This window comes from Streptomyces rugosispiralis, from assembly GCF_024505145.1.
Lineage (GTDB): Bacteria > Actinomycetota > Actinomycetes > Streptomycetales > Streptomycetaceae > Streptomyces > Streptomyces rugosispiralis.
In genome coordinates, this window is the sequence record NZ_JANIAA010000040.1 from 14,090 (window position 1) to 38,143 (window position 24,054).

A 24,054-nucleotide genomic window follows, 5' to 3' on the forward strand; every position below is an offset into this window, starting at 1 on the left:
TCCCCCTGACGTACCGATGCGCTGTCCCCAGGGCGGTGCCGGGGGCTACCCGGATGCCGAGGCTCCCGAGGGCGCGCCATGATCATCGAAAACTCGGCCCGGTACCTGGCTGGCCGGGGGCAGTTCGCGCATGTTCGATCGCAGAGCTGTGGAGTACGGACCGACGCCCAAGCTCAGCGCTGCACCCAGGTCCATCGGTGTGTCAACGTCCAGTCGGGCGCCGGGAACGTTGGCGATGGTGAGTTCGTGGGCCCCCGTGACAGCGTGCTGGGTGCGGGAGGCGCCCTCGAAGCGAGGGAGGAGCATTCGCGGTGTGCTCGCTGTCAAGATCGTGGTGCCAGAGCCCGTGTGGTCGGCGAGGAAGGCTCGGGGGTGATGCCGCGCGTCAGTCAAGACCTGCATGAGTTCCGCAGGCCGCAGGGCCGGCAGATCCGCGGTCAAGACCGCCACGGGGCCCCCTGTGGGGCTGCTTGCAGCGTGGGTAGCGCCACGGTGGACAGCGGCGTTGAGGCCACGGACAGGGGTGTCGTCGGCGACCTTCGCTCCGGCCCGGACAGCCAGAACGTGTGCCTCGCTGTCGGCCGTCACGACGATGACCTGTCGCACCAGCGGGGTATGGAAGACCGCGTCCAGGGTGTCCAAGTAAAAGGCCCGCGCCCATTCCGCCCGGCTCGCACCAGACCACATTGCCAGGCGGCTCTTGCCCAGGGCGAACGGTTTGACCGGCAGCAGCACGGTCCAGCGGGTGCTGTCAGTGTGGGACACGATCACTCTTCCAGGACGGGCAGCAGCTCGGGCAGGCGCCCGTCGGACGCCGCCGCGGCCCGCCGCCGTTCCTCCGGCACCTCGCCGTACAGCGTCGTACGCGGCCTCGCGGGCCGGCCGGCCGCCTCCGCCACCGCGATCAGGTCCCGCACCGACTTGTAGGAGCCGTAGGAAGAGCCCGCCATCCGGGAGATCGTCTCCTCCATGAGAGTGCCGCCCAGGTCGTTGGCGCCGGAGCGGAGCATCTCCGCCGCGCCCTGGGTGCCCAGCTTCACCCAGCTCGTCTGGATGTTGGGGATGTGCGGGTGCAGCAGCAGCCGCGCCATCGCCGTAACCGCCCGGTTGTCCCGCATCGTCGGGCCCGGACGGGCGATGCCCGCCAGATAGACCGGCGCGTTGGTGTGGATGAAGGGCAGGGTCACGAACTCCGTGAATCCGCCGGTGCGTTGTTGGATGCCGGCCAGCGTGCGCAGGTGGCCGAGCCAGTGGCGGGGCTGGTCGACATGGCCGTACATCATCGTCGACGACGAGCGGATGCCCAGCTCGTGCGCCGTCGTGATCACCTCGATCCAGGTTGCCGTGGGCAGTTTGCCCTTGGTCAGGACCCAGCGGACCTCGTCGTCGAGGATCTCCGCGGCCGTGCCGGGGATCGAGCCGAGGCCCGCCTCCTTGGCGCCGCTCAGCCACTCGCGGACGGACATCCCGGTGCGGGTCGCGCCGTTGACGACCTCCATCGGGGAGAAGGCGTGCACGTGCATCCCCGGCACGCGCTCCTTGACCGCCCCGGCGATGTCGAAGTACGCCGTGCCCGGCAGGTCCGGGTGGATGCCGCCCTGCATGCACACCTCCACCGCGCCCACGTCCCAGGCCTGCTGGGCGCGGTCGGCGACCTGGTCCAGGGAGAGGGTGTAGGCGTCGGCGTCGGTACGGCGCTGGGCGAAGGCGCAGAAGCGGCAGCCGGTGTAGCAGACATTGGTGAAGTTGATGTTGCGCGTGACGATGTACGTGACGTCGTCGCCGGCCACCGACTTGCGCACCTCGTCCGCCACCTGGCACAGCGCGTCCAGCGCCGGGCCGTCCGCGTGCAGCAGGGCCAGGGCCTCGGCGTTGGTGAGCCGGGTGGGGTCGTCGGCCGCCGTCGCCAGGGCCTGGCGGACGTCGGTGTCGATGCGCTCGGGGACCATGCCGGGGGCGGCCGCGGCGCGCAGTTCGGCCCAGTCGCCGTAGACCTCGTCGAAGTCGTCGCGGCGGTCGGAGGTGCGGCCCTCGGTGTCGATCGCGGTGTGCAGATCCGTACGGCCGGAGGGCACGAACACCTCCTCCGGCTCCTGCCAGGGGTGGCCCTCGACCACCGCGTCCGGGCGGGCGAGGCCGGTCTGCGCGTCGGCCAGGGCACGCACGTGCGGGCGCAGCCGCGGGTCCAGCCAGGGCTCGCCGCGCCGCACGAACTCGGGGTAGACGCACAGGCGTTCACGCAGCTCCAAGCCGGCCGCCGCGGACCTCGCCGCCAGTTCCTCGATCTGCGGCCAGGGCCGCTCGGGGTTGACGTGGTCGATGGTCAGCGGGGAGACCCCGCCCCAGTCGTCGATGCCGGCGCCGATCAGCCGCTCGTACTCGGCATCGACGAGGTTGGGCGGGGCCTGCAGGCATGCGCTCGGGCCCATGATGTGCCGGGCGACGGCCACCGTGGCCACCAGCTCGTCCAGTTCGGCGTCCGGCATGCCGCGCATCGCGGTGCCGGGCTTGACACGGAAGTTCTGGATGATCAGTTCCTGGATGCCGTGGTACGCCCGCGCCACCTTGCGCAGCGCGAACAGCGACTCCGCCCGCTCCTCGTAGGTCTCCCCGATACCGATGAGGATGCCGGAGGTGAAGGGGACGGAGGAGCGGCCCGCGTCCTCCAGCACCCGCAGCCGGACGGCCGGCTCCTTGTCCGGGGAGCCGTGGTGCGGGCCGCCGGGCTCGGACCACAGCCGGGTCGCGGTCGTCTCCAGCATCATGCCCATCGAGGGCGCGACCGGCTTCAGGCGCTGGAGGTCCGTCCACGACATGACGCCCGGGTTGAGGTGGGGCAGCAGGCCCGTCTCCTCCAGGATGCGGACGGAGATGGCGCGGACGTAGGCGATGGTGTCGTCGTAGCCGTGCGCGTCGAGCCACTCGCGCGCCTCCGGCCAGCGCTCCTCGGGCTTGTCGCCGAGGGTGATCAGGGCTTCCTTGCAGCCGAGGGCGGCGCCCTCGCGGGCGATGTCGAGGACCTCGTCCGGCGACATGAACATCCCGTGCCCGGCGCGGCGCAGCTTGCCGGGCACGGTGGCGAAGGTGCAGTAGTGGCACTTGTCCCGGCACAGCCGGGTCAGCGGGATGAAGACGCTCTTCGAGTACGTGATCACGCCGGGGCGGCCCGCCGCGTCGAGGCCCGCGTCGCGGACCCGGGCGGCGGACTCCGCGAGGCCGGTTAGGGCCTCGCCGCGCGCCTGGAGCAGGACGGCGGCCTCGGTGACGTCCAGGGCGACGCCGTCCCGGGCGCGTTTGAGAGCGCGACGCATGGAGTTCTCGGTGAGGGCCACTGGTATTTCTCCAGATTGCGATCATGTCTGCTGTGAAGGGCACTGTTCCTGCCGGGTGAAGCGCCGGCTGCGAATGATCTTTACTGAGGTGCAGGCGGTTTGGCTGACATCACCGGCCTGCCTTTCCGGCTGCGAGCTAGTCCCGGTCGGGGCGCGGAAGCGGCAGCTCGTGGTATCTGGTTTCAGGTGTTCAGGGGCCCGGTCGTGCTGAGGTGTTTCCCCGTGGTGTCACCGAATGATCTGGCGGTCAGCCAGGTGTGTCTCCTCGCGGAGTTGCCTTTTGACGATCTTTCCGGTGGCGTTCTTCGGCAGATCGTCGACGAAGACAACCGACCTCGGCTTCTTGAACGAAGCGAGGTGCGCTTTGCAGAGCCCGACCAGCTCATCTGCGCCCAGGGTTCGGTCCGTTACGACATAAGCGACGACGGACTCTCCCCACTCGCTGTCCGGAACTCCGACAACCGCGACTTCACGCACTGCCGGATGGGTGAGCAGGACCTCTTCGACCTCGCGCGGATAGACATTGGATCCGCCCGTGATGATGACGTCCTTCGCACGGTCGGTCAGGTAGAGGTACCCGTCGTCCGGGTCGAGATGACCGATGTCACCGGTGTGCAGCCAACCGTCCACGAGAGTCTCCGCGGTGGCTTTCGGGTTCTTCCAGTAGCCGTTCATGACCACGGCGCCCCGGACGATGACCTCACCGTCACTTCCGTCGGGGACGGGAGAACCGTCCTGCGCGACAATGCGGAGGTCTATTCCACCGAAGGGGCGGCCACAGGAGCCGGGATGAGCGAGGGCGTCCCCCGGGGGCATCACCGTGATGGTCATGGGAGCCTCTCCCTGACCGTACATCTGGGTGATGATTGGTCCGAAAGCGTTCACCGCGGCGCGCAAGTCCTCCTGGTAGAGGGGGGCGCCGCCGACGACGATGCTGCGCAGGCCCGACAAGCCGTACTTTGCGAACTGAGGGTCGCGCACGATCCTGTTCAACATTGTCGGCGCGAGGAACGCCGCGTGTGTGATCTTGTGCCTCTCGATCTGCCCGAGATAGTCGCCCGGCGAGAAGTTGCCGGAAGGCGAGATCACGTTCGTCGCCCCGCGGCCGATCGCGGGGAGGAGGTAGAGGCCGCTGCCGTGGGTGAGCGGGGCAGCATGCAGGAAGGAACTGCCGGGAGCAACCGGATCTATATCGGCGTGGTAGGCGGCGGTCATCGCAGCCAGGTTGCGGTGACTCAACGTGGCACCTTTGGGCCTGCCGGTGGTGCCGGAGGTGTAGAACAGCCATGCTGGATCCGCGTCGTCGACGGCCGCCATGTCGAGCGGCCGAGCGGCGGCTACGGCTGAATACGCGGTGCTCGCGTCCGTCCCCTCGGCGGCCGTGGCGCGAATGATCCGGACTTGCGGCGGAAGCATGTCCGCCGCGGCAGAAGTCTCCGCCGAGACGAGGATCGCCGCGGCGCCGCTTTGCTCCACCACGTAGGCGATCTCGTCGGGGTGGAGGTGCCAGTTCAGCGGGACCGCGACGAATCCGCCCCAGAAACACGCCCAGAGCATCTCGACGAGTTCGGGCCGGTTGGGCAGGAGCAGCGCGACCCGATCACCAGGACGCAGACCGAGCCGGCGCAATCCGGCCGCCACTCTTGCTACCCGATCGACAAGTTCGGGATAACTGGTCCTGCGGCCCTCGAAGACAAGGGCGTCGGCGCCGCCGGCGCGGCGGCTGCCGTCGACGAGCAGGTGGGCGACGTTCAAGGCGTTCTCCGTGGTTTCACTGTGTGATAGCCGAATGGATCGCCGTCAGGCCGGCGAGCCCTCAGATTCGAGGGCTCGCCCACGTGCAGTCAGCTTGACGAGATAACTGGTGATTTCGCCCTGAAGGCGGAGAGCGGCCGAACGGGTGACAGAGCCGATCTCACCACTGCCCGTAGTGCGGGCCGTCGGGGTAGTCGGTGACGACAGCTCCTTCAGGAATGTCGTCGGCATCGCGGGGACCGCGGAACTCCCGGGACATCTCGTATGCGATCTCCCGCGCGATCCGGCCACCGCGCATCTCGAAGCAATGAACGAGGCGCATGCTCACCCGGTCACCGGGCTTGAATCCGAGGTTCGGCATTCCGTCCCCGACCACGGTGAGGTCGCAGATCTGGTCGTCGAAGACGTAGTCCTCGGTGGCGAAGCGGCGAAGCGTCGTGGTCCGGTTGAAATGCACTGTCTCGAAAATCGCCAGGTAGGCTTCTTTCACGGTGGCGGCGTCTTTGTACACCTGACCACGGAACGGTGCTTCCCAAACGATGTCGTCGGTGTAAAGCGCGATCGCTTTGTCGACACTTTCCGGGTTCTCGTTGTGGAAATGCGCCTCGACGACCCGGAGATTGTGTGCAATAAGCTCCTCGCGGCTCAGAGTCGATACATCGACCTCGAGAAGACTGCCGGTGTAGGCGGTGTCTTCGCTCGTCGTCATGGTCTTTCCTCCTTGCGATGCAGTGTGGGCAGTTCAGCGATCGGCGGTGAAGACCTGACGGATCTCGCCGATGCCTTCGGCCCAGCTACGGAGTTCCTCCCCGGGCTGGAGGTAACGCTGCGGTTGACGGGCGAGGCCGACTCCCGCGGGTGTGCCGGTGAAGATCAGATCGCCGGGATAGAGGGTCACGCCGTGCGACAGCGATGAGATCAGCTCCGGCACGTCGAAGATCAGGTCGCTGGTGCGGCCTCGCTGGACCACGTCGCCGTCGATCGCGCAGCCCAGCTCGAGGTCGTCCCGATCGGACAGCTCGTCCGGCGTGACCAACCACGGGCCGACCGGTGCGAAACCCGCGTACGACTTGCCGAAGCTGAACTGCGGTGCGGGTCCCTGCAGCTGAGAGATCCGTTCCGAGAGGTCCTGTCCGACGGCGAGTCCCGCAACACTGCCCCAGGCTTCGGCCTTACCGACCCCCTTGGTTTCCCGCCCGATCACGACGACGAGTTCCACTTCCCAGTCCGTGTTCCCGCCGGCTGGAAGCGTGACGGTCGTGTCGGGTCCTGTCAGCGACGACTGGAACTTGGTGAAGACCGGGGGCAGCCGGTCCGGAAGGTCGAACCCGGACTCCGCGGCGTGGTCGCGGTAGTTCAGGCCGATCGCAAAGATCTGCCGAGGCTCCGGGGAGGGGGCTCCCAGACGCGACCGATGGAGTGTCAGGACGCTGTCCGTGGGGTTCACAGTGGCTGCCCAGTCGACGAACACGTCCCAGACGCCGTAGACCGACGCGGGGTTGGACCCGAACTTGCCTTTGCTGGCCGATTCGACATCGATGCCCGTGGTGTCGTTCAGGACGATGGTGGCTCGGCCATCGTGGTTGGCGAAACGCATGGATCTCCGATCATTTGGTGCCGGTGCCGACGGTGTCGGCACCGGTCGGACCGTGGGGAAGCAGCACCGGCCGTCCGCGTACGCCACGCTCGGCCGCGGCGAACGCCTGTGCTACCTCTCCCAGGGAGTAGGTGGCGTGGACAGGCGTTGGCCGAAGGCCGCCGTCCCCGAAACCGGGGGCGAGTTCGCGCAGCCGGGCGGCTGCCGACGCCGGAGTCAGCCGGCCGGTGTTCAGGCCGAGCAGGTGCAGTTCCCTGCGGTAGAAATCCAGCAGATCGATGGCGGCGACTGAGTCCTGTGGCGGGCTGCTGAGCAGGCAGATCTTGCCCCGTGCGCCCATGGCGCGGGTGATGTCCGCCGCCAGGGGGCCACCCACGACGTCGACGGCGGATGTGGCGCCTGCCGGTCCTGCGGCGTCCACAAGACGATCGCCCAGTGACAGATCGGCGTCGATCACCGTGTCGATTCCGGCGGCAACTGCCAGGCCGAGTTCGTCGGCCCCTTTGACGACGCCGATCACGCGTCGTGCGCCGCGCCAGCGGGCCACATCAGCGGCGGCCGCTCCGACTCCTCCCACGGCACCGGTCACGATCACCGTCGACTCGCGTCCGACCGGACCGGCCAGCCGTAGGGCGGCAGCGGCAGTGAGGTAGGACAGCGCGGAGGCCGCGGCCTCGGCGAAAGACAGCCCTGCCGGCATCGGGGTCACCGCTGTTCTCGACGACGCGAGGTACTGGGCGTAGGCGCCGTCGCAGGACAGGCCGATCTCGCCACCCGCTCCCCAGACGGAACGGCCAAGGAGTTCGCGCGTGCCCGCGACGACAACGCCGGCGAAGGCTCGCCCGAGAACGCGAGGGAACGGCCCCGGCAGGATTCCGCGGCAGGCGAGTGCGTCGCTTCGATTCACCGCGGCGGCACGAACTTCGATCAGTACTTGGTCCGGACCGTCGATGCTCGGTACCGGGATGTCCTCGACCTGGAGCAACGCCGGCTCCATCGAGGAAGCCGGTCGGACTCCGAGCATCACACCGGCGGGCGCCCCGGCCGAGGGAGCCTGGTCCGCGCCGGAAGCACGGGCGGCCTGCCGTCCCATCGTCAACTGCTTCTCCCGTCGTTGGGAGAGCGGCGGCTCCGCTCTACTCATATGTTCATACGCTTCCAATGCGAGCATGTCAATGTAATTTTCGAAAGTTGCTTCGGCCTGCGGCCTGCCGCTGCTGGGTGAGCCGGGTGGGATGGCGTTCGCGGGCGACGGACCGGCCGCCGTGGTGACCGTGCGCGGCTGGTGGTAGCCGTTGCGCACGACCAGGCGGTGGCCCTTCTAGGCCGTGGATCGAAAGTGGCTCTTGAGCTGTGAATGATCACGGTTCATGGGGCGGGGAGATCTCACGGATGAGCAGTGGGCGGTGTTGGAGCGGTTGTTGCCGAAGGGGGCGAAGGCGGGGCGCCCCTCTGGCCCCGGCGGCTGCTGATCGACGGCATCCGGTTCCGGGTCCGGACCGGTGCACCGTGGCGGGATGTGCCCGTCGAGTACGGTCCTGGGGACCGGATCTACGGACTCGGCGGCCTCATCCACGAATACACGCAGATCGCACAGGGTGACACCGTTTCCGGCACCCACAGGCATCCGGGCCCACCAGACCCCGACACACCGTCAGACACCCATGCCCCGACAACGTGACAGCGCCGGTATGCGGTCTCCCCCGACCACCGACCCAGCGTCTGCATTCATCGGTACCATTACTTCCACCCGCTTGGCACACTATTTATTCCGACAAGGCCCCGCAAGGCTGTCTCGTTACACGCTCCAGAACCGGATACAGCACTCACACCCTGCGAACTGCGGCTGACCACCGTCACCAATCCCCAGGGCCTGACCTGGACCTACACCTACGGCGGGGCCGGACGGCTCACCTCCGGAACCGACTTCAACGGTTGCACCCGCACCTACGAACACGACGCCACCGGCCGTCTCACCGCCCGAACCAACCCACTCGGCCAAACTCTCCGCTATACCCTCGACCCAGCGGGACAGCCCATCACCCAGCGGGACGAGACCACCGGTGAAGAGACGACCTACGCCTACGACGCCCACGGCGCCCTCATCCGCGCCACAAACGCGGATGCCGAACTGATTCTGAAACGCGACCTGTTGGGCCGCCTCGCCGCGGGGACCGTGAACGGCCGCACCACGACCTACGGCTACGACGCGGTGGGCCACCAAACCCATCGTTCTATGCCCTCGGGCCTGATCTCCACTCGGACCTACGACCCCACAGGCCGCCCCCCTGTCGGCGCCCCCACTGAACTCCTCACCCCGGACGGTCGTTTGGCCTGGCAACACCGCACCACCCTCTGGGACACCCCTCCCCACCCCACCCCTCGGTGATAAGAGCGTCGACTGCCCCCTGCGCTTCCCCGGCCAATACGCCGACCCCGAAACCGGCCTTAACCACAACCACTTCCGCTACTAGCATCCCGAAACCGCCCGGCGTGCACATCGTCGTGCACGAGTACGACGTCGACAAACCGGCGCACGCTCATGTCACCGGTGGCGGGGGCCGCGAGGTGCGGATCGGGCCGAACGGCCACCCCCTCGACGGCCAACCAGAGCTCACGCGCACGCGGCGACAAGCGGTGGAACATTACAAGACGGAGATCAGGAAAGCCGTCAGGAAGTTCGGCAGGCGAATTCGGCGGGAGGAGCAGGCTGACCGGGAGCGGCGCGAGGCCGCCAAGAACAAACCTTGTGACAAGGGATCTTGTGGGCTCCTTTGCGGGGAAACGGGCACGACGGCGTCACTGAACGCAGGGCCCCGCGTGGTCACGGTACGGCTGGAGGCCGCTCCGCCCACAGCCTCATAGCACGCCTCTGGTCCCGGCGCGCGGGCCTTCCGGGTGTCCACACCCCGCTCACCCGCGCACGGTCAGCTGCCCGGTGGGACCGCGGGTGATTGCGGTAGGCCGGTCGGGGTCTGCGTCCCGCCGTCCACGAGTTCGTACTGCAGCGCACCCGAGGGACAGCGCCGCACCACCTCCGCCAGGCGCTCGGCCGTGGCGTTGTCCGGCTGGATCCACGGGCGCTTCGCTATGTCGAACACCTCAGGCAGGCCCCGGACGCATTCGGCGGCGTGCAGGCAGCGCCTGGCTTCGAAGGTCACCGTGATCGACTGCGCCTGGTACGCCTTCTTCTCGGATCCACCGCTCATACCTGCCTCCGTCACTGCCGTGCTCGGCTCTTCAGTCACTGACCCTGCTGCGGGACTGGTACAGCAGGTCCTGGTACTCGGGGTGCCGGCTGATCCAGCCCGCGAAGAAGGGACAGGTGGCCAGCACTCGCAGGTTCGCGGCGCGTGCCTCGTCAAGGGCGGTGCGGGCCAGCGCGGACCCGACTCCCGCGCCCTCGTACTCCGCCTCGACCTCGGTGTGCACGAACGCGACGAGTTCGGTCGTACGAATGTATTCCGCGACGCCCGCCACCTTGGACTCTCCATCGACGCGGGCCTCGTAGCGCTTCGCCTCGGGCACGTCGCTCACTTCGACCGTCATGTGTCCTCCTCCTGGGCCTGATCCCGCTCAACTCGGCAGAATCCCGTCAGTCAGGGCATCAGCCTAACCCCACCAGGTTGATGCATCAACTTAACCGCCAGTAAGCACGCTCGTACCACAGAGCGAGAACGAGGGTCAGAGAATGCGGCACCACGTCCCGACATGACCGCGGTCTACCCCCTTCATTCTGCGGTGAGAGCTTCCACACAGGGAGAGGCGAGCAGGAGAATTGCCGGCTATGAGGTCGAGTGGCGCCAGAACGGGTCGCGGCAGATCGTCTGTCACCACCGGGATCGTTCCTCCGAGGGCGGACGCGGCCTCGCCGAGGGTGCATCGCCGCCATCGCGAGTAGATGAGCTGTCAACGATTTCGTTAGACTGCCCCTATGGACGCACCGCCACGCTGGCTCGACCGAGAAGAGAAGGCCGCCTGGGACAGCTTCATCCGTATGCAGGAGACGCTCATCGGACGGCTGTCCCGCCGTGTCCAGACCGACTCCGGAATGTCCGCCTCCGACTACATCGTGCTCGTCAGCCTCACCGAAAGAGGCGGCGGGCGGATGCGCTTCTTGGATTTGGCCAAACTCGTGGAGTGGGAGAAGAGCCGAATGTCCCACCAGGTCACGCGGATGGCGAAACGCGGACTCGTGGCCAGGGAGGATTGCCCCGACGACGGACGCGGAGCATTCATCGTCGCCACCCCGGCCGGGTACAAGGCGATCGAAGAGGCCGCACCCCAGCACGTCGAGCACGTCCGCCGCCTCTTCATCGATGCCCTGACCCCGAACCAGCTCAGCACACTCGGCCGGCTCTCCAAGCGCGTCCTGGACCACATGGAGAAGCAGCCGGACTGACCAGACGGGGGGCGCGACTGTCTGGATCACGAGAGGTCGGCCCTGCACTGACCCGAAGGGACGTCCTGGTGCGCGGGGCCGCCAACAATGACGGCCTCCGCCCTCTCCTCCCACACCGGGGCCGAAAGGGCGCAGGGCTGGCTGCGCTTTCATCCAGAACCCCAGGGCAACATGGTTGACGTGTCCACCTCTGATGAGGATCAGGGTAGAAGTAGCCACACCCTGCATCACGTCCGCCGTTGGCATCAGCCTCCATCCCTATCTTGGACGTGAGCGCGGGTGATCGCCCGTTCGGGGGCAGCGATCACTTCTGATCTGTATTGCGCAGCCGTATCGGCTCAGCATTGGATTCCCGCCGGCGGTTTGGTCGTCCGGCACGTACGACTGGTCGAAACCGTCTGTCGCTTCAACGGCTTGGGCGACCACCTGCAGCTGCGCATAGGCGAGTGGAGCCATGTAGTGTCCCAGGAGGTCGACACCGGCTTGGGCGGACTGTTCCTGGTAGGTGTTCAGCAGTTCCTGAACGGCCGGGAACATCACCATTTTGGGCACCGGCGCCCAGTACTCGTAGTTCACGAAACCGTTGAGCAGCGGGCCGAGTTGTGTCCTCACCGCCGTGTTCTGCGTCCGATCATGGCACCGCCGACCATCTCCGGCCGGAAGCGATGAGAACGGATGGTGCGGGCCAGGCCTACCGAGTCGGCCAAGTAGGAACACAGGAGCAACAGATCACTGCCGCTTCGGGCGACCGCGTCGATCACGGGAGCAAAATCCCCGGTCGACAGCGGACACGTGGCTTCGTGGACCACCCGTATGCCGTAGTTCTCGGCATTCGCCTTGGCGCCGAGAACGGGATTACGCGAGAACTCGGCGTCGGCAGACACGAGCGCCACGGTTTCCGGCCGGGGAGTCTGCTCCGCAGCGAGCGCGAAGAACCCCTCCGTGAGTGCGGCGTTCGGATCCGGACCGGCGGGAATCACGGCGAAGTAGTTCGGATAGAGGAGCGCGTTGTTGACGCCGAGGCCCATCAGCCCGACGAAGAAGCGCTCCCGCTCCACTATCAACGGCATGGCCGGCAGCAGGGTACTGGTGCCGTATCCACCGATGACGAGATCCACGTCGTGCTCGTCGATCAACCGCTCGTAGATCCTGGGAGCGTTGTCGGCATTCCCTTCGTCGTCGTTACCGGACGAACTCCACAGGGCGGCCGGGCCGCCCCGGCTGTTGACGTCCTGACGCCAGATTTCATGGGCCAGACGGGCCGACCGGCCGTTGTCCGCGAGGGAACCGGTTAACGACAGGCAGTACCCGATACGAATCGGTGCCGGGGCGGCGGCGATGTCAGCCCTCGTTTCCGGTGGGCGTGGCCAGGAGCTGCGTCTCCCAGGCGTAGGCCACACCGCTGGCACCGCCGTGCTGCGCCTGGACCTCGACGATGCCCGGCACGGTCTTCTCACGGGCCCAGTCGCGCTGCCACTCGGCCATCACGGCAATCCAGGTGATCGGGGTCACGCCCGCCTGGATCATGCGCCGCACCGCCATGTCGTGGGCCTCCTTCGAGGCACCGCCCGACGCGTCGGTGACGACGAAGACGTCGAAGCCCTCGCCCGCCGCCTGTATCGCCGGCATGGCCACACAGACCTCCGTCCAGAGGCCGGCGATGATCAGCTTCTTGCGTCCTGTCGCCTTGACGGCATCGACGACGCGCTCGTCCTGCCAGGTGTTGACGAAGGTCCTGTTGATCGGCTTCTGCTCCGGGAACACATCCTGCAGACCCTGGAGAAGAAGGCCGCCGCGCTCCTCCAGGACGGTTGTCAGAATGGTCGGAACGTCGAACACCTTGGCGGCCTTGGCGAGCCCGACGGCGTTGTTGATGACCATCGTCGGTTCGTGGCTGTGCAGGTTGGCGACCTGGAACGGCTGGTGGTCGATGAGGGCGAGCACACTCTCCTCGGGCGTCAGCAGCGCGCCAAGTCCGGCCTTGTTCTCAGTACTCACGAGATTCCCCTTCTGGAACTTTGCGTCCGCGGGTCTCCGGCAGCGCACCGACAACTCGATGCCCCGCAGTGAGGCAGATACGGGATGGCCGGGCTGGCGACCCCCAACCATTTGGTTGACGCATCACCTACGTTAGATGCTGATGATTGACGCGTCAACTAGCGTCGGTCTTGGGCGTTCAGGCGAACTGGTCGGGCATGGCCATCGGCGTTCTCGCCCGCACCAGCGCAGCCCTGAAGGGGGTCAATATTCCGACCAGGCCGCTGAGCTGGGCGTTGCCTGTGGGTGGTGAGGCGGTCGGGGTGGCGTGGTGTGGTACTCGTTGAGCAGTCCGCACCAGGGGCTTTGCGGTGGCCCGGATATGGGCGTGATCGCTGATCGCTGATCGTGGGTCTGAGACTGCTCTACCTGATCTTCTGCCGACTGCTGGCATACCTCCTCCTGCTGGGACGTTCGTCCGCCGTGAACAACTCAAGCGCCTTTACGTCTTCTTCGTCATGGAGATCGCCACCCGGCGCGTCCACGCCCTGGGCGTCACAGCCCGTCCCACCGGCGCATAGGTTGCCCAGCTCGCCCGCAACCTGCTCATGGACCTCGGCCACAGGGCCGGATGCTTCCGGTTCCTCATCCGTGACCGGGACAGCGAGTTCACCACCGCATTCGACACCGTCTTCGCCGGCAACGGCACAGCCGTCATCCCGACACCGCCGCAAAGCCCACGCTCCAACGCGTTCGCCGAACGATGGATACGCACAGCCCGCGCAGAGTACACCGACCGCGTCCTCATCACCGGCGAACGGCACTGCGCACGGTCCTCAACCAGTACGCCGAGCACTACAACGCCGGACGAGCCGACCGCAGCCTCGGCCTACGAGCACCCGACGGCGACGGCCAGGGTCTCCCGGTGTGCGTGCGGGTGCTGGCCTCTATTGTGCCCGCGCGCCATGGGCGGCCCCGGCTACCCGGGCAGCTTGGCGGCGGCCGGGTTGTCGAACACCTCGACCGCGCCGCCGAGTTCGACGTCGCCCGGCTTGAATCCGGAGGCGTCCGCCTTCTGCACCCGGGAGTCGGCGAACGTGACCTTGGACGTGTACTGGCCTGGTCTGCCGAGGAGGTGGTTCGGGTCGTTGGCGGCGGTGATGGTGCTGTTCTGCGTGGCGGTGCTCACCGTGGCGGAGATGGTTTTCAGCGCCGTGGCGGCGTTGACCTGTGGGGTGGCGCGGGCGGGCTTGTCGTCGGTCTTGGTGCCGCTGGTGTCGTCGCTGCTCCCGCAGGCGGTGAGCGGGAGGCAGAGAATGGCGGCAAGGCGGCGGTACGGGTACGGGCGGCCGTTACGCGGGTTGCTTGGCACAGTGTGCCTCCCGCCTGTTGGGGCGGTGCCACCCGGGCCGCAGTGTGCGTTTGTGTCCGGGCACGCCGGGCTTGAGGTCAGTCTGCGGCATGATCGACCGCTCGCTCAACTACTGCTGTAGTGCGATCTGCCAGTGGCCTTCGCTGTCCTGGACCATGTGCCGTCCGCATCCCTCGCAGAGCGCGGTCGGGTGCGCGTCGTCCATCGCTGTGGTGTCCACCGGGCGGTGCTCGAAGCAGCTGCCGGTCTTCCGGAGGGCGATGGTGAGCGCTGCCGGACTGCCGGGCTCGGGTCGGATGCCGAGCAAGTCGTGTTCGAGGACGGCGATCTGGACCGGGTTCGCACGCGGGCGCTCAGGGGCAGATGTGGCGCGTCGGCGGGGTCGCTTACCGATGGCGACTCGCTCACTGCCCAGCAACGCCGTATGCGTCGCCGCTGTCACTATCAGCAAGATCAGCAGAAGCCCTGAGAAAGCGTCCTCGTCAGGCTGCACGGTAACCATGACGAGGACCGTCACGTTGACCGCTACATACAGGATCGCGACCCATGGCCTGATGACCCTCTTCACAGCGGCAGTGACAAACGGGACTGCCGCCGCGAAGCCCAGGGTGACGATCGGGACAATGGTCCAAAGGATCTGCGCGGCTCTGCTGTTGAACATCCTCGGGCGGCCGCCAGGCGGCATCGGCTCCGCCCCGTCGGGGCTGGGGCCCGGCTGGTCATTCACGAAATCCCCCCGAGGTTGCAGCATTTAGGCATTTCAGCATATGCAGACCGATGTGGGCCAGGTGTGAGCGTCTGGAGCGGGCAAGTGGTGAGGCCCCGTCGCGACGGGGGGCGCGGCGGGGCCTCGGTGCCGGGCGCTACCCGGCGTGAGCCTCCAGTGTGCAGTGCCCTTGCCGGAAACCTCATCCGTCCTGATGGGAGCCGGTGCATCGGGCTTCGCCAACTCGGCAAGGGCAAGATCCGGTTCACGCCGAGCGATCGAGCGTACCTGGCGGCGCTGCCGCACCGGCTGCCACTGCACGTCCTGCGAAGATCACGGCTACTCGTCCGCCCCGACACGGTACCGCGTTGGCACCGCACCCTCGTCGCACACCACCATGCCGCCTCCTGCCGGCCCAAACGCCCGGGACGGCCACGCACCGTGCGCTCGATCCGCATCCTGGTGCTGCGCCTGGCAAAGGAGAACCCGAGCTGGGGGTGCCGACGACTGCACGGTGAGCTGCTCGTGCTGGGAGTGAGGGTGGGCGCGTCCACCGTCCGGGAAATCCTGAAGGAGGCCGGCATCGATCCTGCGCCCGAGCGGAACTCCGTTACCTGGGCCAGTTTTCTGCGTTCCCAGGCTGAGGCGCCTCTGGCCTGCGACTTCATGGAAACAGCCACCCTGTCGGGGGTACGGGTATACGTGCTCGTGGTGATCGAACACGGCAGTCGCCGGATCCGCGTCCTGGGCGCCACGACGCATCCGAGCGCCTCCTGGGTAGCGCAAGCGGCGAAGAACCTGGTCATTCAGCAGCGCCGGAGGCAAGGAAGCGGAGTCAGGAGGTCGGGCGGTCTGGGCCGCAGGCCGTTGAAGGCTCGGCTCACGTAGCGGCGCCACAGGCCGGAGGTCCGCGTGGCCCAGGGGGCCGGCGCTTGGGAGACGGCGTTGGGCAGCAGCACGATGTCGGGGCCGGTGGCGTTCTCGCACACCGCGCCTTCGCTGCTGGTTCGGGCGGTCAGCGCGGGTGATGGCTGGGGCCGTTCAGCCGGGTATGTCCATGCGCTGTGTGCCGATCACCGACAGCAGCTGCAGTGCCTCCTCCGCGGGGGAGCCGGGCTCGGCCGTGTAGATCACGACGCGCTGGTCCCGGTCGGTCAGGTCCAGGATGTCGCAGTTGACGGTGATGGGACCGATCAGGCGGTGGTGGAAGGTCTTGACCAGCATGGGCTCGGCCGACACCTCGTGCGCGGCCCACAGCCGGGCGAATTCCGCACTGCCGGCCAGCAGGTCTCGCACCAGTGCGGTCGTCGCACCGTCTTCGGGGTAGCGCGCGGAGGCCGCCCGCAGGTGCTGGACCGCGGCGCGGCCGAAGGTCTCGCGGTCGATGAGGCCGTACCACTGCCGCTCCTGCGGCGGTGGCGGGACGAGGAAGGCGCGGCGGATGAGGTTGCGGTCGCGCCGGGGCAGGACGGAGAAGTCCTCCAGGAGGGCGGCCGCCAGGTCGTTGTGGGCGAGCACCCCGTAGGTCGCGGAGAGCACGAGCGCCGCCGCGTGCGGCAGCCGGTGCAACAGGTCCTGGACGCTCGGCCGTACCTCGCGCGAGGGGCCCGGTGGCGGAGCGGGTGGGGCGCCGGCTAGGTGGTGCAGGTGGTTACGCTCGGTGTCCGACAGACGCAGGGCGCGGGCCAGCCCGGACAGGACCTCACGCGAGGGGCGCGGGGCGCGGGCCTGTTCCAGCCGCGCGTAGTACTCGGTCGACCGGTCGCGGCATCGGCGCCGCGGCGGCGCGGCTGTTCGCCCGCGAAGGCGCAAAAGTGCTGCTCGCGGCCCGCACGGAGACCCAGCTGAAGACGGTGACCGAGGAGATCCGGGCGGCGGGCGGCATCGCGGAGTACGTGGTGTGCGACCTGGCCGACCCGGCGAGCGTGCGCGTGGGCGTGAAACGCGCCCTGGAGGTGTACGGCCGGCTCGACGCCGCCTTCAACAACGCGGGGGCCGGTCATCAGCCCGGCCCCCTGGACCAGACACCGGAGGCGGACTTCGATCATGTCTACCGGGTGAACCTCAAGGGCGTCTGGCTGGCCATGGCCGCCCAGGTCGCCGCGATTCGGACCACCGCCGGCACGGGTGCCATCGTCAACACCTCCTCGGTCGGCAGCCTCGCGGGCAACCCCGCACTGCCCGCCTACGGTGCGATGAAGCGGGCCGTCAACAGCCTCACCGAGTCCGCCGCCGTCACCTACGGACCCGAGGGCATCCGCGTCAACGCCATCGCTCCCGGCACCACACTCACCGAGATGATCCAGGACTGGGAAGCGCAGACCCCGGGCGTCGTCGACCAGCTCAACGCGCACACCCCGCTGCGTCGCGCGGCCGAACCCAGCGAGATCGCCGAGGCCGCCGCCTGGCTGCTGAGCGGCCGCGCCTCCTACGTCACCGGAGTGGTCCTCTCCGTCGACGGTGGCATGCAAGCCGCCTGAGCCGGCCCCGGCCACCTCCCGGGCGGACGCCGGCCAACGCACCACGCCTCCGGCCCAGGCGTCCGCCCGGACTCCATCAATACGCACCTAAAACATCGTGGAGTGGACGTTGCGGGACGCGGGGGCCGGGTGCGTCCCGGCTGCACCGGCACGGCAAGGACTCCGACCCGCTGGTCGCCCTGACCCGCGAGGCCGCCGTCAGGTTCGGTCTCCCCGAGCGTCTGGAGGACCGCCGCGGACTGCGCCTGGAGGAAGGCCACCCCGTCCTGAAGCAGCCGGCCAAGGCCAAATGGCAGCTCACCGAGCGTGGGTTCGGGCCGTGGGCGCGGATCTACCGGCCCGCGCGGGAACACGTACTTCGACGTGCGGGCCCGGAGATACTGCGCGACCGGTTCCTGCGCGGAGCGCGAGGTGTTTCCCTGGTCGATCCGCTGGCCCGCTCCGACCTCCACCCAGATCATGTACTCGCGGAAGGCATTGCTGGGGTCGCGTGGTCCTTGATCTGGTCGAAGGCCCTGCGACCCTGCGGGGCTATTCGGCGGCGGCGAGGAGCCGAAGGCGGGTCAGGGTCTCGCGGATGACGTCCCGCAGGTCGCGGTTCTCGGTGGCGTCGCCCCATTGGCTGAAGGCGACGCGGAACACGGCGCTGCCGGTCTCGGCGGCCAGGCCGGCTTCGATGTTGCCGACACCTCGCTGCCGCAGGGCGTCGGTCAGCGCGGCTGTCAGGGCCGCCTGCTTGATCAGCTCGCGTTCGCGGAGATCGGTGTTGGCCGCGACCGGCATCGACGCGTTCCAGGAACCGGCGAGCGGAGAAGCAAAGCCGCCTCGGTCAGGAATCAGTCGAAGAGGGTGAGGTCGATGGATTCCGCGAGGGCGGCGTAGCCCGCGTCGTTTCCGTGGAGGCTGTCGCCCATGTGCAGGTCGCTGTGGATACGGCTGGGATCGGCGGGGTCACGCCAGGCGGCATCGAAGTCGAGTACGCCGTCGAAGGCGCCGCTGGTGCGGATCCATGCGTTGATCTGCTCGCGAGCCTTGTCTCCCTCGGGTGTGTACATGTCCGAGCCGCCGTAGGGGGCGATGGTCGCGGCGTACGCCTTCGCGCCGTGTGTGCGGGCTCGCGCCGCCAGCTGGAGGTGGGCGGCGATGATGTCGTTCACGCCGACGGGTTCGCCGGGGAACATGTCGAGGAATCCGGCCGTCTCCTCGGTGTGCGGGGCGAAGGAGGAGATGAGGTCGTTGCCTACCGCGATCACGACGTGGCCGAGGCCCGGCGTGGTGAGGACGTCGCGGTCGAAGCGGGCGAGGGCGGCGGTGCCGATGCCGTCGGTGAGCAGGCGGTTGCCGCCGATGCCCTGGTTGACCACGCAGGTGGTCTGTCCGCCGCGGGCTGCCAGGCGCTCGGCGAGCAGATCGGTCCAGCGCCGGTCCGTGCCGGGGGTGGAGCCGATGCCGTCGACGCGGGAGTCACCGATCACGGCGATGGCCCGGGTCGGTGTGTCGGGCTGCACTTCCACGGCTGTGATCAGGGCTTGCGCAGGCAGGAGGGTGGCGTCCGCGGGAAGCGATGTGAGCGTGGTGGCGTCGCCGGGGATGAGCCAGCCGAGCGTATGGAAGGTGCCGTGGCACGTTGCGGTGTCGACGCGATCAGGCAGGTAAAGGCTGATGGCCAGCCGTGACAGCCCGGGGGCCGGCAGATCGATGGGATCGCTGAGGATCGGCGCGCCCGCCGGTACGGTGGCGGTCGGCTGGCCGTCGAACGTCACCGCGTGGTCGCTCCCGTCCTGGTTCTCGGCGTCGGTGTCCGTGATGGCGACCCGGGCGGCGCCGATAGCCAGCGGCGCGGTTGCGTACTCATTGCTGATGCGGATGCGGATGCGGTGTCCGCCGCCGCTGATGCGGACAATTTGCCGCAGCGTCGCGTTCTCGAAGGGCTCGATGAAGCTGACGGAGTTGTTGGAGGCCTGCGGGGAGGCGCCCCAGGTGCGAACCCAGGCGGCCGCGTTCGGGGTGGAACCTTCCTGGCCGGCAGGGGTGTTGACGGCGCTGTTCATGGGGGTTGCCCTTCGGTTGTCGGGTGTCACGGTTGGTGCTTGAGGTCGGTGGTGCTCGAACAGCGCGGTGTCAGGCGGTCTTGCCCGCGATAGCGGTGGGAGCAAGGGGCTCGTCCGTGGGCTTCCGCTTCCAGAGCGAGGCGCCGGCGCAGAGGAGGCCGATCAGGAACGGGTGGACGGCGCCGCGTTCGATGAGGCCGATGATGCCGATGGGGTTGTCGCCTGCGGCGACGATCATCCCCAGGTAGAGCACCATCGAGATCAGGCCGATCACGCCGACCGTGATCAGCGCTCGCCCCATGCGCGCGGAGATGCCGATGCGCTGCCGCCGATGTCCGAGAACGATGGCGAGCACGTTCCCGCCGATGAAGCCGGCGAAGGCTCCCATGCTGTGGTATTCGCCGGTGCCATTGTTGAGGGCCTCGCCGGATCCGGGATACAGCCCGAGCAGGACGCCGCCGAACGTCAGCAGGCTTGCGGGGATGAGCGTTGCCCAGCGGCGCCTTCCCGACAGATCGCGCAGCGTGGCCACTCCGGCCAGGATCGTGATTCCGAAGAGGAAGAATCCGGTGTTCATCACCCAGGCCAGCGGCGAGTACATGTACTGCCCGAACAGGGTCGAGGGCCCGTGGACGCCGAGGTTGCTGATGAAGTGGTGCGTGTAGCTGTAGGCGGGGTCGGTCCACGCCGCGGCGGAGATGAGCTCCCCGAGCAGGAAGATCGCCGGCCCGGCGATGAGCAGCGCCCCCGCCACTCGCCGCTGCGCCGGCTGGTGCGCGCCGGAGGCGGGCACCTCGCGCTTCTTGGGTCGCGAGTCGATGGTTTCGGACATGGTTGTGTCCCTTTCTGATAGCCGGGTTGGCGTCTGGGCCGCCGAAGAAATCGGAGCTCGGGGACGACGGCGTGCCGGGCGCTGGGGATGTCGAGACGACTGAACTGGGGACCTCTCCTGGAACCCAGTAGCCGTCGAGTGACCAGAGGCGCCGAGTTCGTCGCATCCACGAACACATTAACTACACTCACTCACTTAGGATACCGAGACTCCTTTTTTAGTCAATGTGGTTAGCGCTCGGGGGTAGAGTGCGGAGCATGGTGGATGCGGCGACGGCGGGGCGACGTGAGCGCAAGAAGGCGGCAACGCGGGCGACGATCTTGGAGGCGGCGACGCAGCTGTTCCTGGCGCGCGGCTTCGATGCGGTGACCGTGCGCGAGATCGCGGACGCGGCCGATGTGTCACCCAAGACGGTGTTCACGCACTTCCCGCACAAGGAGGCGCTCGTCTTCAGTGACGAACGTGAGCGGCATGAACGCCTGATCGCTGCGGTGAGTGGCCGCCCGGCGGGGACCTCGATCTCTGACGCGCTGAAGGCCCACTATCTGGCCGAGATCGCCGCACTCACATCTGAGCCGCAGAGCCGGATCCTTGCCCTCATGGAGGACACTCCGGCTCTGATCGACTACGCGGAGAAGATGTGGTTGCGCCACGAGGATGCCTTGGTCTCGGCGATCACCGAAGATTTCGGGCTGCAAGAACCGAGCGAAGAGATCCGCTTCTACGTCCGGTTTGCCCTGCAGATTCAGCTGGTGGCGGTCCGCGAGCCTGTCCCGGCGGCAGCCATCGACGCAGGATTCCGCCTCCTCAACCAGGGGTGGGCGCCCTACGGCGAAGCCAAGCGCTAAACCACTGGGCGGCGGCCTGTTCGAACGCGTCGGGGGTGTCGTTTGCCCAGGCGACGACGCCGTCGGGCCGGACCAGGACCGCTGCCAGCCCGCGGCCATTGCGCACCGGACCGGATGCGCACCGGATCCGGTCCGGTGCGCCCCTGGGCCGCACCCGCCGGTGCGTCGTCGGCAGTGAAGTCGAGCGCGACGCCCTGGCGTTGATGCATCAGGTCTGTGCTTGCCGAGAATGTCATCCGCCCTGGTCAGAAGCCTGCACCTGGACTGGCGGTCGTCGGCCTCGTCGCTCGAGTCGGTGCTCTCGCGTAGCCGGTGGGGACGCGTCATGGTGATCGACCGTGCTGCTGCGACTGGCCTACCCGGGCGTGACCAACGCGTTCGCGCTGCTGCGTCTGCTGCGTCTGCTGCGTCTGCTGCGTCTGCTGCCGACGAGCGACCGGGACAAAGGTGCGGAGACCCTGGCCCTCCGCCACCAGATCACAGTGCTCCTCCAACGCCAACTCGGAGACGCACGAGTACGGTTCACTCCGGACGATCGGGCGTTCCTGGCTGCGCTGCTGCACCGGCTGCCGTTGCCCCGTAGCGCTCCAGAACCTCTTCACCGGACCTGACCTGGAATAACGTACGTGACCACCAGGTGTTCAACATGATCAGTCCTTGTGCTGGTACGACTCACCTACCTGATCGCCACACGGATCTTCGCGTGGCTGTTCCTGATGACTCGATCCTCTGGAGCCAAGAATGCGGAGATACTGATCCTGCGGCACCAACTCGCGGTTCCGCGTCGGCAGGTCACCACGCCCAAGCCCGGATGGCCGGACCGTGCACTGCTCGCTGCCCTGTCCCAACTGCTCCCACGCGCCTTGCGCGAACACCGGATCGTCTCACCGCGCACCCTGCTGGCCTGGCACCGGCGCCTGGCGAAGCAGAAGTGGACGCACTCGCCGTCACCGGGCGGCCGCCGCTGCCCGAGGAGATCCGCGACCTGATCATCCGTCTCCGCGCTGAGAACCCCCGATGGGGATTCCGGCGCGTGCACGGTGAACTCCGCCGCCTCGGGCTCAAAGTCAGCCCCGCCACTGTCCGCCGGGTGCTGCGCGCGACCGGTCTCGGTCCCGCGCCGCGCCGCCCAGCCGACGCGCGGTGAGTGGGCTGTCTTTCTCAAGGCCCAGGCCCGCGGCCCGCTCGCCACCGATCTCTTCCATGTCGACGCCATCACCCCGCAGCGGCTCTACGCCCTGTTCGTCATGCAGGTGCGCACCCGCACCATCCACATCCTCGGCGTCACCGCCCATCCCACCGCCGCATGGGTCACTCAGCAGGCCCGGCAGTTCCTGTGGCAACTCGGCGATCGCGCCGCAGATTTCACTCACCTCATCCGCGACCGGGACGCGAAATTCACGGCCGCCTTCGACGCCGTATTCGCCAGCGAGGGCATCACTGTGGCCCAGATCCCTCCACGCAGCCCCAACTGCAACCCATACGCAGAACGCTTCATCCGCTCGGTGAGGGAAGAGTGCACCGACCGAGTCCCGCTCTTCGGCCGTGGTCACGCCGAGAAGATCCTCCACGACTACGCACGCCACTTCAACAACCACCGGCCCCACCAAGGCCGAGACCAGCTCGCGCCCAACGACAACCCGAACGTCATGCCCCTGTCAGCAGCCAGGATCACACGCCGACAAGCCGTCGCCAGCCTCATCAACGAGTACCACCGAGCCAGCTGACCATAGGAAAAAGCCCAGCTCACAACCGATGAAACAATTCTGAAGCGCTACGGGGTGATCAGGGGCACAGCCCGTCGTCGGGTCGCGGGACGGTCAGGTTGCCGGCGCGAATGCGGTGATGGCGTCGACGAGGTCGGCCGGGGCTTCCAGCGGGATCAGGTGACCGGTGTGGGGGATCACCACGAAGTCTGCTTGGGAGAGGTAGGGCACCAGGTTGTCGCGGAGCACGCCGACGGGCTCCACCTGGTCGTGTTCTCCGGCGACGACGAGAGCGGGCACGCTGACCATGCGCGTGTGCTCGGTGATGTCCTGCGCGATGCCGCGCAGCGGCCACTCGGTGCGGGCGGCGTCGGTGACGGTCCGCGAATCGGTCACGATCTGCGCCTTGACCGGAGCGGGCAGCTCGGTCGCGGTGAGAACGTGATCCCGTGCCCCGGCCACGGACTCGGCGGAGTCGTAGGCGTGCGACAGGGCTTCCTGGTACTCGGGAGTGACCTGTGCGGCGGGCTTCGCCGGGCCGGGGCCGACGAGAACGATGCCGCGCAGGCCGGCCGGCCGGGTGGCCGCGACCAGCTGTGCGACCTTACCCCCCATCGAATGCCCCACCAGGACGTAGTCTGTGACCCCCGCATCCGCGAGCACGGCGAACGTGTCGTCGGCGAGCTGACCGAGCGTATAGGGACCGGGCAGAGCGCTCGACCGGCTCCACCCGCGGAAGTCGACCGTGAGCACGTCACGGCCCGCCAGCCGGTCGACGACGAGGTCCCAGGTGCGGGCAGAACCACCCCAATAGTGCAGGAACACCAGAGTCGGCCCGGTCCCCGGCCGATGGTCGTAAGCGGGCAGAAGCGTCTGCTGCGTCGTGTTCATGATGGCTCTTCCGGTCGATGCTCCAGGCGATTGCCCTGTGTATTCATGGAAACTTCTGCACCCGGACGGGGCATCGGCGTGACTGGTCGCCCGATGGTGAAAACT

General features: G+C 67.9%; 27 protein-coding genes and 3 pseudogenes. 10 read left to right on the plus strand and 20 right to left on the minus strand.

The genetic code is table 11. The features are described 5' to 3' along the window. Positions 1 to 45: 45 nt before the first annotated feature. The 6 genes from cofC to NP777_RS48290 form a co-directional block, all read right to left on the minus strand. Positions 46 to 765 (minus strand): 2-phospho-L-lactate guanylyltransferase, encoded by a 720-nt coding sequence (gene cofC / locus NP777_RS37675; protein ID WP_256654688.1) that lies wholly within the window; start codon positions 763 to 765, stop codon positions 46 to 48. A 2-nt stretch (positions 766 to 767) separates the two neighbouring features. Continuing rightward, the gene (locus tag NP777_RS37680) at positions 768 to 3,338 is read right to left on the minus strand and encodes a bifunctional FO biosynthesis protein CofGH (protein WP_256654754.1); all 2,571 of its coding nucleotides are present in this window, start codon (positions 3,336 to 3,338) and stop codon (positions 768 to 770) included. 222 nt (positions 3,339 to 3,560) lie between these two features. Beyond that, positions 3,561 to 5,087 carry a class I adenylate-forming enzyme family protein gene (locus NP777_RS37685; protein WP_256654689.1) on the minus strand — a complete coding sequence of 509 codons (1,527 nt, stop codon included), beginning with the start codon at positions 5,085 to 5,087 and terminating at the stop codon, positions 3,561 to 3,563. 160 nt (positions 5,088 to 5,247) lie between these two features. After that, on the minus strand, positions 5,248 to 5,796 hold the full coding sequence (locus NP777_RS37690; protein ID WP_256654690.1) for a nuclear transport factor 2 family protein: 549 nt from the start codon (positions 5,794 to 5,796) through the stop codon (positions 5,248 to 5,250). Positions 5,797 to 5,829: 33 nt separating this feature from the next. After that, on the minus strand, positions 5,830 to 6,684 hold the full coding sequence (locus tag NP777_RS37695; RefSeq protein WP_256654691.1) for a fumarylacetoacetate hydrolase family protein: 855 nt from the start codon (positions 6,682 to 6,684) through the stop codon (positions 5,830 to 5,832). A 10-nt stretch (positions 6,685 to 6,694) separates the two neighbouring features. Beyond that, positions 6,695 to 7,987, minus strand: coding sequence for a quinone oxidoreductase family protein (locus NP777_RS48290; RefSeq protein ID WP_256654692.1), 1,293 nt, complete (start codon positions 7,985 to 7,987; stop codon positions 6,695 to 6,697). 67 nt (positions 7,988 to 8,054) lie between these two features. Here NP777_RS48290 and NP777_RS48875 point away from each other — a divergent pair. Next, positions 8,055 to 8,245: pseudogene (locus tag NP777_RS48875) on the plus strand (transposase); the annotation flags it as partial. 1,366 nt (positions 8,246 to 9,611) lie between these two features. Here the strand turns inward: NP777_RS48875 and NP777_RS37715 are convergent. Then, a complete protein-coding gene (locus tag NP777_RS37715; RefSeq protein ID WP_256654693.1) occupies positions 9,612 to 9,893 on the minus strand; it encodes a (4Fe-4S)-binding protein in 282 nt (93 codons plus the stop codon). Positions 9,894 to 9,924: 31 nt separating this feature from the next. Then, positions 9,925 to 10,233, minus strand: a complete 309-nt coding sequence (locus NP777_RS37720; RefSeq protein ID WP_256654694.1) for a GNAT family N-acetyltransferase — start codon at positions 10,231 to 10,233, stop codon at positions 9,925 to 9,927. Positions 10,234 to 10,618: 385 nt separating this feature from the next. On the opposite strand from NP777_RS37720, the gene NP777_RS37725 reads away from it, so the two are divergent. Further along, positions 10,619 to 11,086, plus strand: a complete 468-nt coding sequence (locus NP777_RS37725; protein ID WP_256654695.1) for a MarR family winged helix-turn-helix transcriptional regulator — start codon at positions 10,619 to 10,621, stop codon at positions 11,084 to 11,086. 258 nt (positions 11,087 to 11,344) lie between these two features. Here NP777_RS37725 and NP777_RS37730 read toward each other — a convergent pair whose 3' ends face one another. The 6 genes from NP777_RS37730 to NP777_RS37755 all read right to left on the minus strand — a co-directional run bounded on the left by NP777_RS37730 (position 11,345) and on the right by NP777_RS37755 (position 15,186). Next, positions 11,345 to 11,698, minus strand: a complete 354-nt coding sequence (locus NP777_RS37730) for a hypothetical protein (RefSeq protein WP_256654696.1) — start codon at positions 11,696 to 11,698, stop codon at positions 11,345 to 11,347. Next, a complete protein-coding gene (locus NP777_RS37735) occupies positions 11,695 to 12,543 on the minus strand; it encodes an ABC transporter substrate-binding protein (RefSeq protein ID WP_308405335.1) in 849 nt (282 codons plus the stop codon). The genes NP777_RS37730 and NP777_RS37735 overlap by 4 nt, the downstream gene beginning before the upstream one ends. Continuing rightward, positions 12,428 to 13,084, minus strand: a complete 657-nt coding sequence (locus NP777_RS37740; RefSeq protein WP_256654697.1) for a hydrolase — start codon at positions 13,082 to 13,084, stop codon at positions 12,428 to 12,430. Before NP777_RS37740 ends, NP777_RS37735 begins: the two co-directional genes overlap by 116 nt. Before the next feature lie 404 nt (positions 13,085 to 13,488). Beyond that, the gene (locus tag NP777_RS37745) at positions 13,489 to 13,887 is read right to left on the minus strand and encodes a hypothetical protein (RefSeq protein ID WP_256654698.1); all 399 of its coding nucleotides are present in this window, start codon (positions 13,885 to 13,887) and stop codon (positions 13,489 to 13,491) included. Positions 13,888 to 14,042: 155 nt separating this feature from the next. Continuing rightward, positions 14,043 to 14,435, minus strand: a complete 393-nt coding sequence (locus NP777_RS37750) for a hypothetical protein (protein WP_256654699.1) — start codon at positions 14,433 to 14,435, stop codon at positions 14,043 to 14,045. A 109-nt stretch (positions 14,436 to 14,544) separates the two neighbouring features. Then, positions 14,545 to 15,186, minus strand: coding sequence for a hypothetical protein (locus tag NP777_RS37755; protein WP_256654700.1), 642 nt, complete (start codon positions 15,184 to 15,186; stop codon positions 14,545 to 14,547). A gap of 159 nt (positions 15,187 to 15,345) precedes the next feature. Between NP777_RS37755 and NP777_RS37760 the strand changes: the two are divergent. After that, positions 15,346 to 15,948 (plus strand): annotated as a pseudogene (locus NP777_RS37760) (helix-turn-helix domain-containing protein); the annotation flags it as partial. Positions 15,949 to 16,182: 234 nt separating this feature from the next. On the opposite strand, the gene NP777_RS37765 reads toward NP777_RS37760, so the two are convergent. Beyond that, positions 16,183 to 16,878, minus strand: a complete 696-nt coding sequence (locus tag NP777_RS37765; protein ID WP_391858659.1) for an MmyB family transcriptional regulator — start codon at positions 16,876 to 16,878, stop codon at positions 16,183 to 16,185. Between NP777_RS37765 and NP777_RS37770 the strand changes: the two genes are divergently transcribed. Next, entirely contained in the window at positions 16,764 to 17,621 is an 858-nt protein-coding gene (locus NP777_RS37770) for an SDR family NAD(P)-dependent oxidoreductase (RefSeq protein WP_391858654.1), read from the plus strand. The two genes, NP777_RS37765 and NP777_RS37770, sit on opposite strands and share 115 nt — an antisense overlap. A gap of 94 nt (positions 17,622 to 17,715) precedes the next feature. Next, positions 17,716 to 17,968 (plus strand): annotated as a pseudogene (locus NP777_RS48700) (telomere-associated protein Tap); the annotation flags it as partial. Positions 17,969 to 18,152: 184 nt separating this feature from the next. On the opposite strand, the gene NP777_RS37780 reads toward NP777_RS48700, so the two are convergent. From NP777_RS37780 to NP777_RS37790, 3 genes are all read right to left on the minus strand, one after another. Next, positions 18,153 to 18,404 carry a hypothetical protein gene (locus NP777_RS37780; protein ID WP_256654703.1) on the minus strand — a complete coding sequence of 84 codons (252 nt, stop codon included), beginning with the start codon at positions 18,402 to 18,404 and terminating at the stop codon, positions 18,153 to 18,155. A gap of 53 nt (positions 18,405 to 18,457) precedes the next feature. Then, entirely contained in the window at positions 18,458 to 19,672 is a 1,215-nt protein-coding gene (locus NP777_RS37785) for an SGNH/GDSL hydrolase family protein (protein ID WP_256654704.1), read from the minus strand. A 70-nt stretch (positions 19,673 to 19,742) separates the two neighbouring features. Continuing rightward, positions 19,743 to 20,465, minus strand: coding sequence for a DUF998 domain-containing protein (locus tag NP777_RS37790; protein ID WP_256654705.1), 723 nt, complete (start codon positions 20,463 to 20,465; stop codon positions 19,743 to 19,745). A gap of 296 nt (positions 20,466 to 20,761) precedes the next feature. Here NP777_RS37790 and NP777_RS37795 point away from each other — a divergent pair, with 296 nt between their 5' ends. Continuing rightward, a complete protein-coding gene (locus NP777_RS37795) occupies positions 20,762 to 21,352 on the plus strand; it encodes a TetR/AcrR family transcriptional regulator (protein ID WP_256654706.1) in 591 nt (196 codons plus the stop codon). Here NP777_RS37795 and NP777_RS48705 read toward each other — a convergent pair. Continuing rightward, positions 21,312 to 21,506 carry an aromatic-ring hydroxylase C-terminal domain-containing protein gene (locus tag NP777_RS48705; protein WP_391858655.1) on the minus strand — a complete coding sequence of 65 codons (195 nt, stop codon included), beginning with the start codon at positions 21,504 to 21,506 and terminating at the stop codon, positions 21,312 to 21,314. The two genes, NP777_RS37795 and NP777_RS48705, sit on opposite strands and share 41 nt — an antisense overlap. Before the next feature lie 184 nt (positions 21,507 to 21,690). Here NP777_RS48705 and NP777_RS37800 point away from each other — a divergent pair, with 184 nt between their 5' ends. The 4 genes from NP777_RS37800 to NP777_RS37815 are packed head-to-tail and all read left to right on the plus strand — an operon-like array spanning position 21,691 to position 23,079. Beyond that, a complete protein-coding gene (locus tag NP777_RS37800) occupies positions 21,691 to 21,963 on the plus strand; it encodes a hypothetical protein (protein ID WP_256654707.1) in 273 nt (90 codons plus the stop codon). Between the two features lie 48 nt (positions 21,964 to 22,011). Beyond that, entirely contained in the window at positions 22,012 to 22,341 is a 330-nt protein-coding gene (locus tag NP777_RS37805) for an integrase (protein WP_256654708.1), read from the plus strand. Beyond that, a complete protein-coding gene (locus NP777_RS37810) occupies positions 22,257 to 22,499 on the plus strand; it encodes a helix-turn-helix domain-containing protein (protein WP_256654757.1) in 243 nt (80 codons plus the stop codon). The genes NP777_RS37805 and NP777_RS37810 overlap by 85 nt, the downstream gene beginning before the upstream one ends. Then, on the plus strand, positions 22,393 to 23,079 hold the full coding sequence (locus NP777_RS37815; protein WP_256654709.1) for an integrase core domain-containing protein: 687 nt from the start codon (positions 22,393 to 22,395) through the stop codon (positions 23,077 to 23,079). The genes NP777_RS37810 and NP777_RS37815 overlap by 107 nt, the downstream gene beginning before the upstream one ends. Before the next feature lie 93 nt (positions 23,080 to 23,172). Here NP777_RS37815 and NP777_RS37820 read toward each other — a convergent pair whose 3' ends face one another. Next, positions 23,173 to 23,949 (minus strand): alpha/beta fold hydrolase, encoded by a 777-nt coding sequence (locus NP777_RS37820; protein WP_256654710.1) that lies wholly within the window; start codon positions 23,947 to 23,949, stop codon positions 23,173 to 23,175. Positions 23,950 to 24,054 lie beyond the last annotated feature (105 nt).

Bases quoted from the DNA above. Each gene is read 5' to 3' on its own strand.
- NP777_RS37690 (WP_256654690.1), bottom strand. From the start codon at position 5,796: ATGACGACGAGCGAAGACACCGCCTACACCGGCAGTCTTCTCGAGGTC.
- NP777_RS37695 (WP_256654691.1), bottom strand. From the start codon at position 6,684: ATGCGTTTCGCCAACCACGATGGCCGAGCCACCATCGTCCTGAACGAC.
- NP777_RS37715 (WP_256654693.1), bottom strand. From the start codon at position 9,893: ATGAGCGGTGGATCCGAGAAGAAGGCGTACCAGGCGCAGTCGATCACG.
- NP777_RS37720 (WP_256654694.1), bottom strand. From the start codon at position 10,233: ATGACGGTCGAAGTGAGCGACGTGCCCGAGGCGAAGCGCTACGAGGCC.
- NP777_RS37725 (WP_256654695.1), top strand. From the start codon at position 10,619: ATGGACGCACCGCCACGCTGGCTCGACCGAGAAGAGAAGGCCGCCTGG.
- NP777_RS37755 (WP_256654700.1), bottom strand. From the start codon at position 15,186: ATGCTGCAACCTCGGGGGGATTTCGTGAATGACCAGCCGGGCCCCAGC.
- NP777_RS37780 (WP_256654703.1), bottom strand. From the start codon at position 18,404: ATGCCGGTCGCGGCCAACACCGATCTCCGCGAACGCGAGCTGATCAAG.
- NP777_RS37785 (WP_256654704.1), bottom strand. From the start codon at position 19,672: ATGAACAGCGCCGTCAACACCCCTGCCGGCCAGGAAGGTTCCACCCCG.
- NP777_RS37795 (WP_256654706.1), top strand. From the start codon at position 20,762: ATGGTGGATGCGGCGACGGCGGGGCGACGTGAGCGCAAGAAGGCGGCA.
- NP777_RS37820 (WP_256654710.1), bottom strand. From the start codon at position 23,949: ATGAACACGACGCAGCAGACGCTTCTGCCCGCTTACGACCATCGGCCG.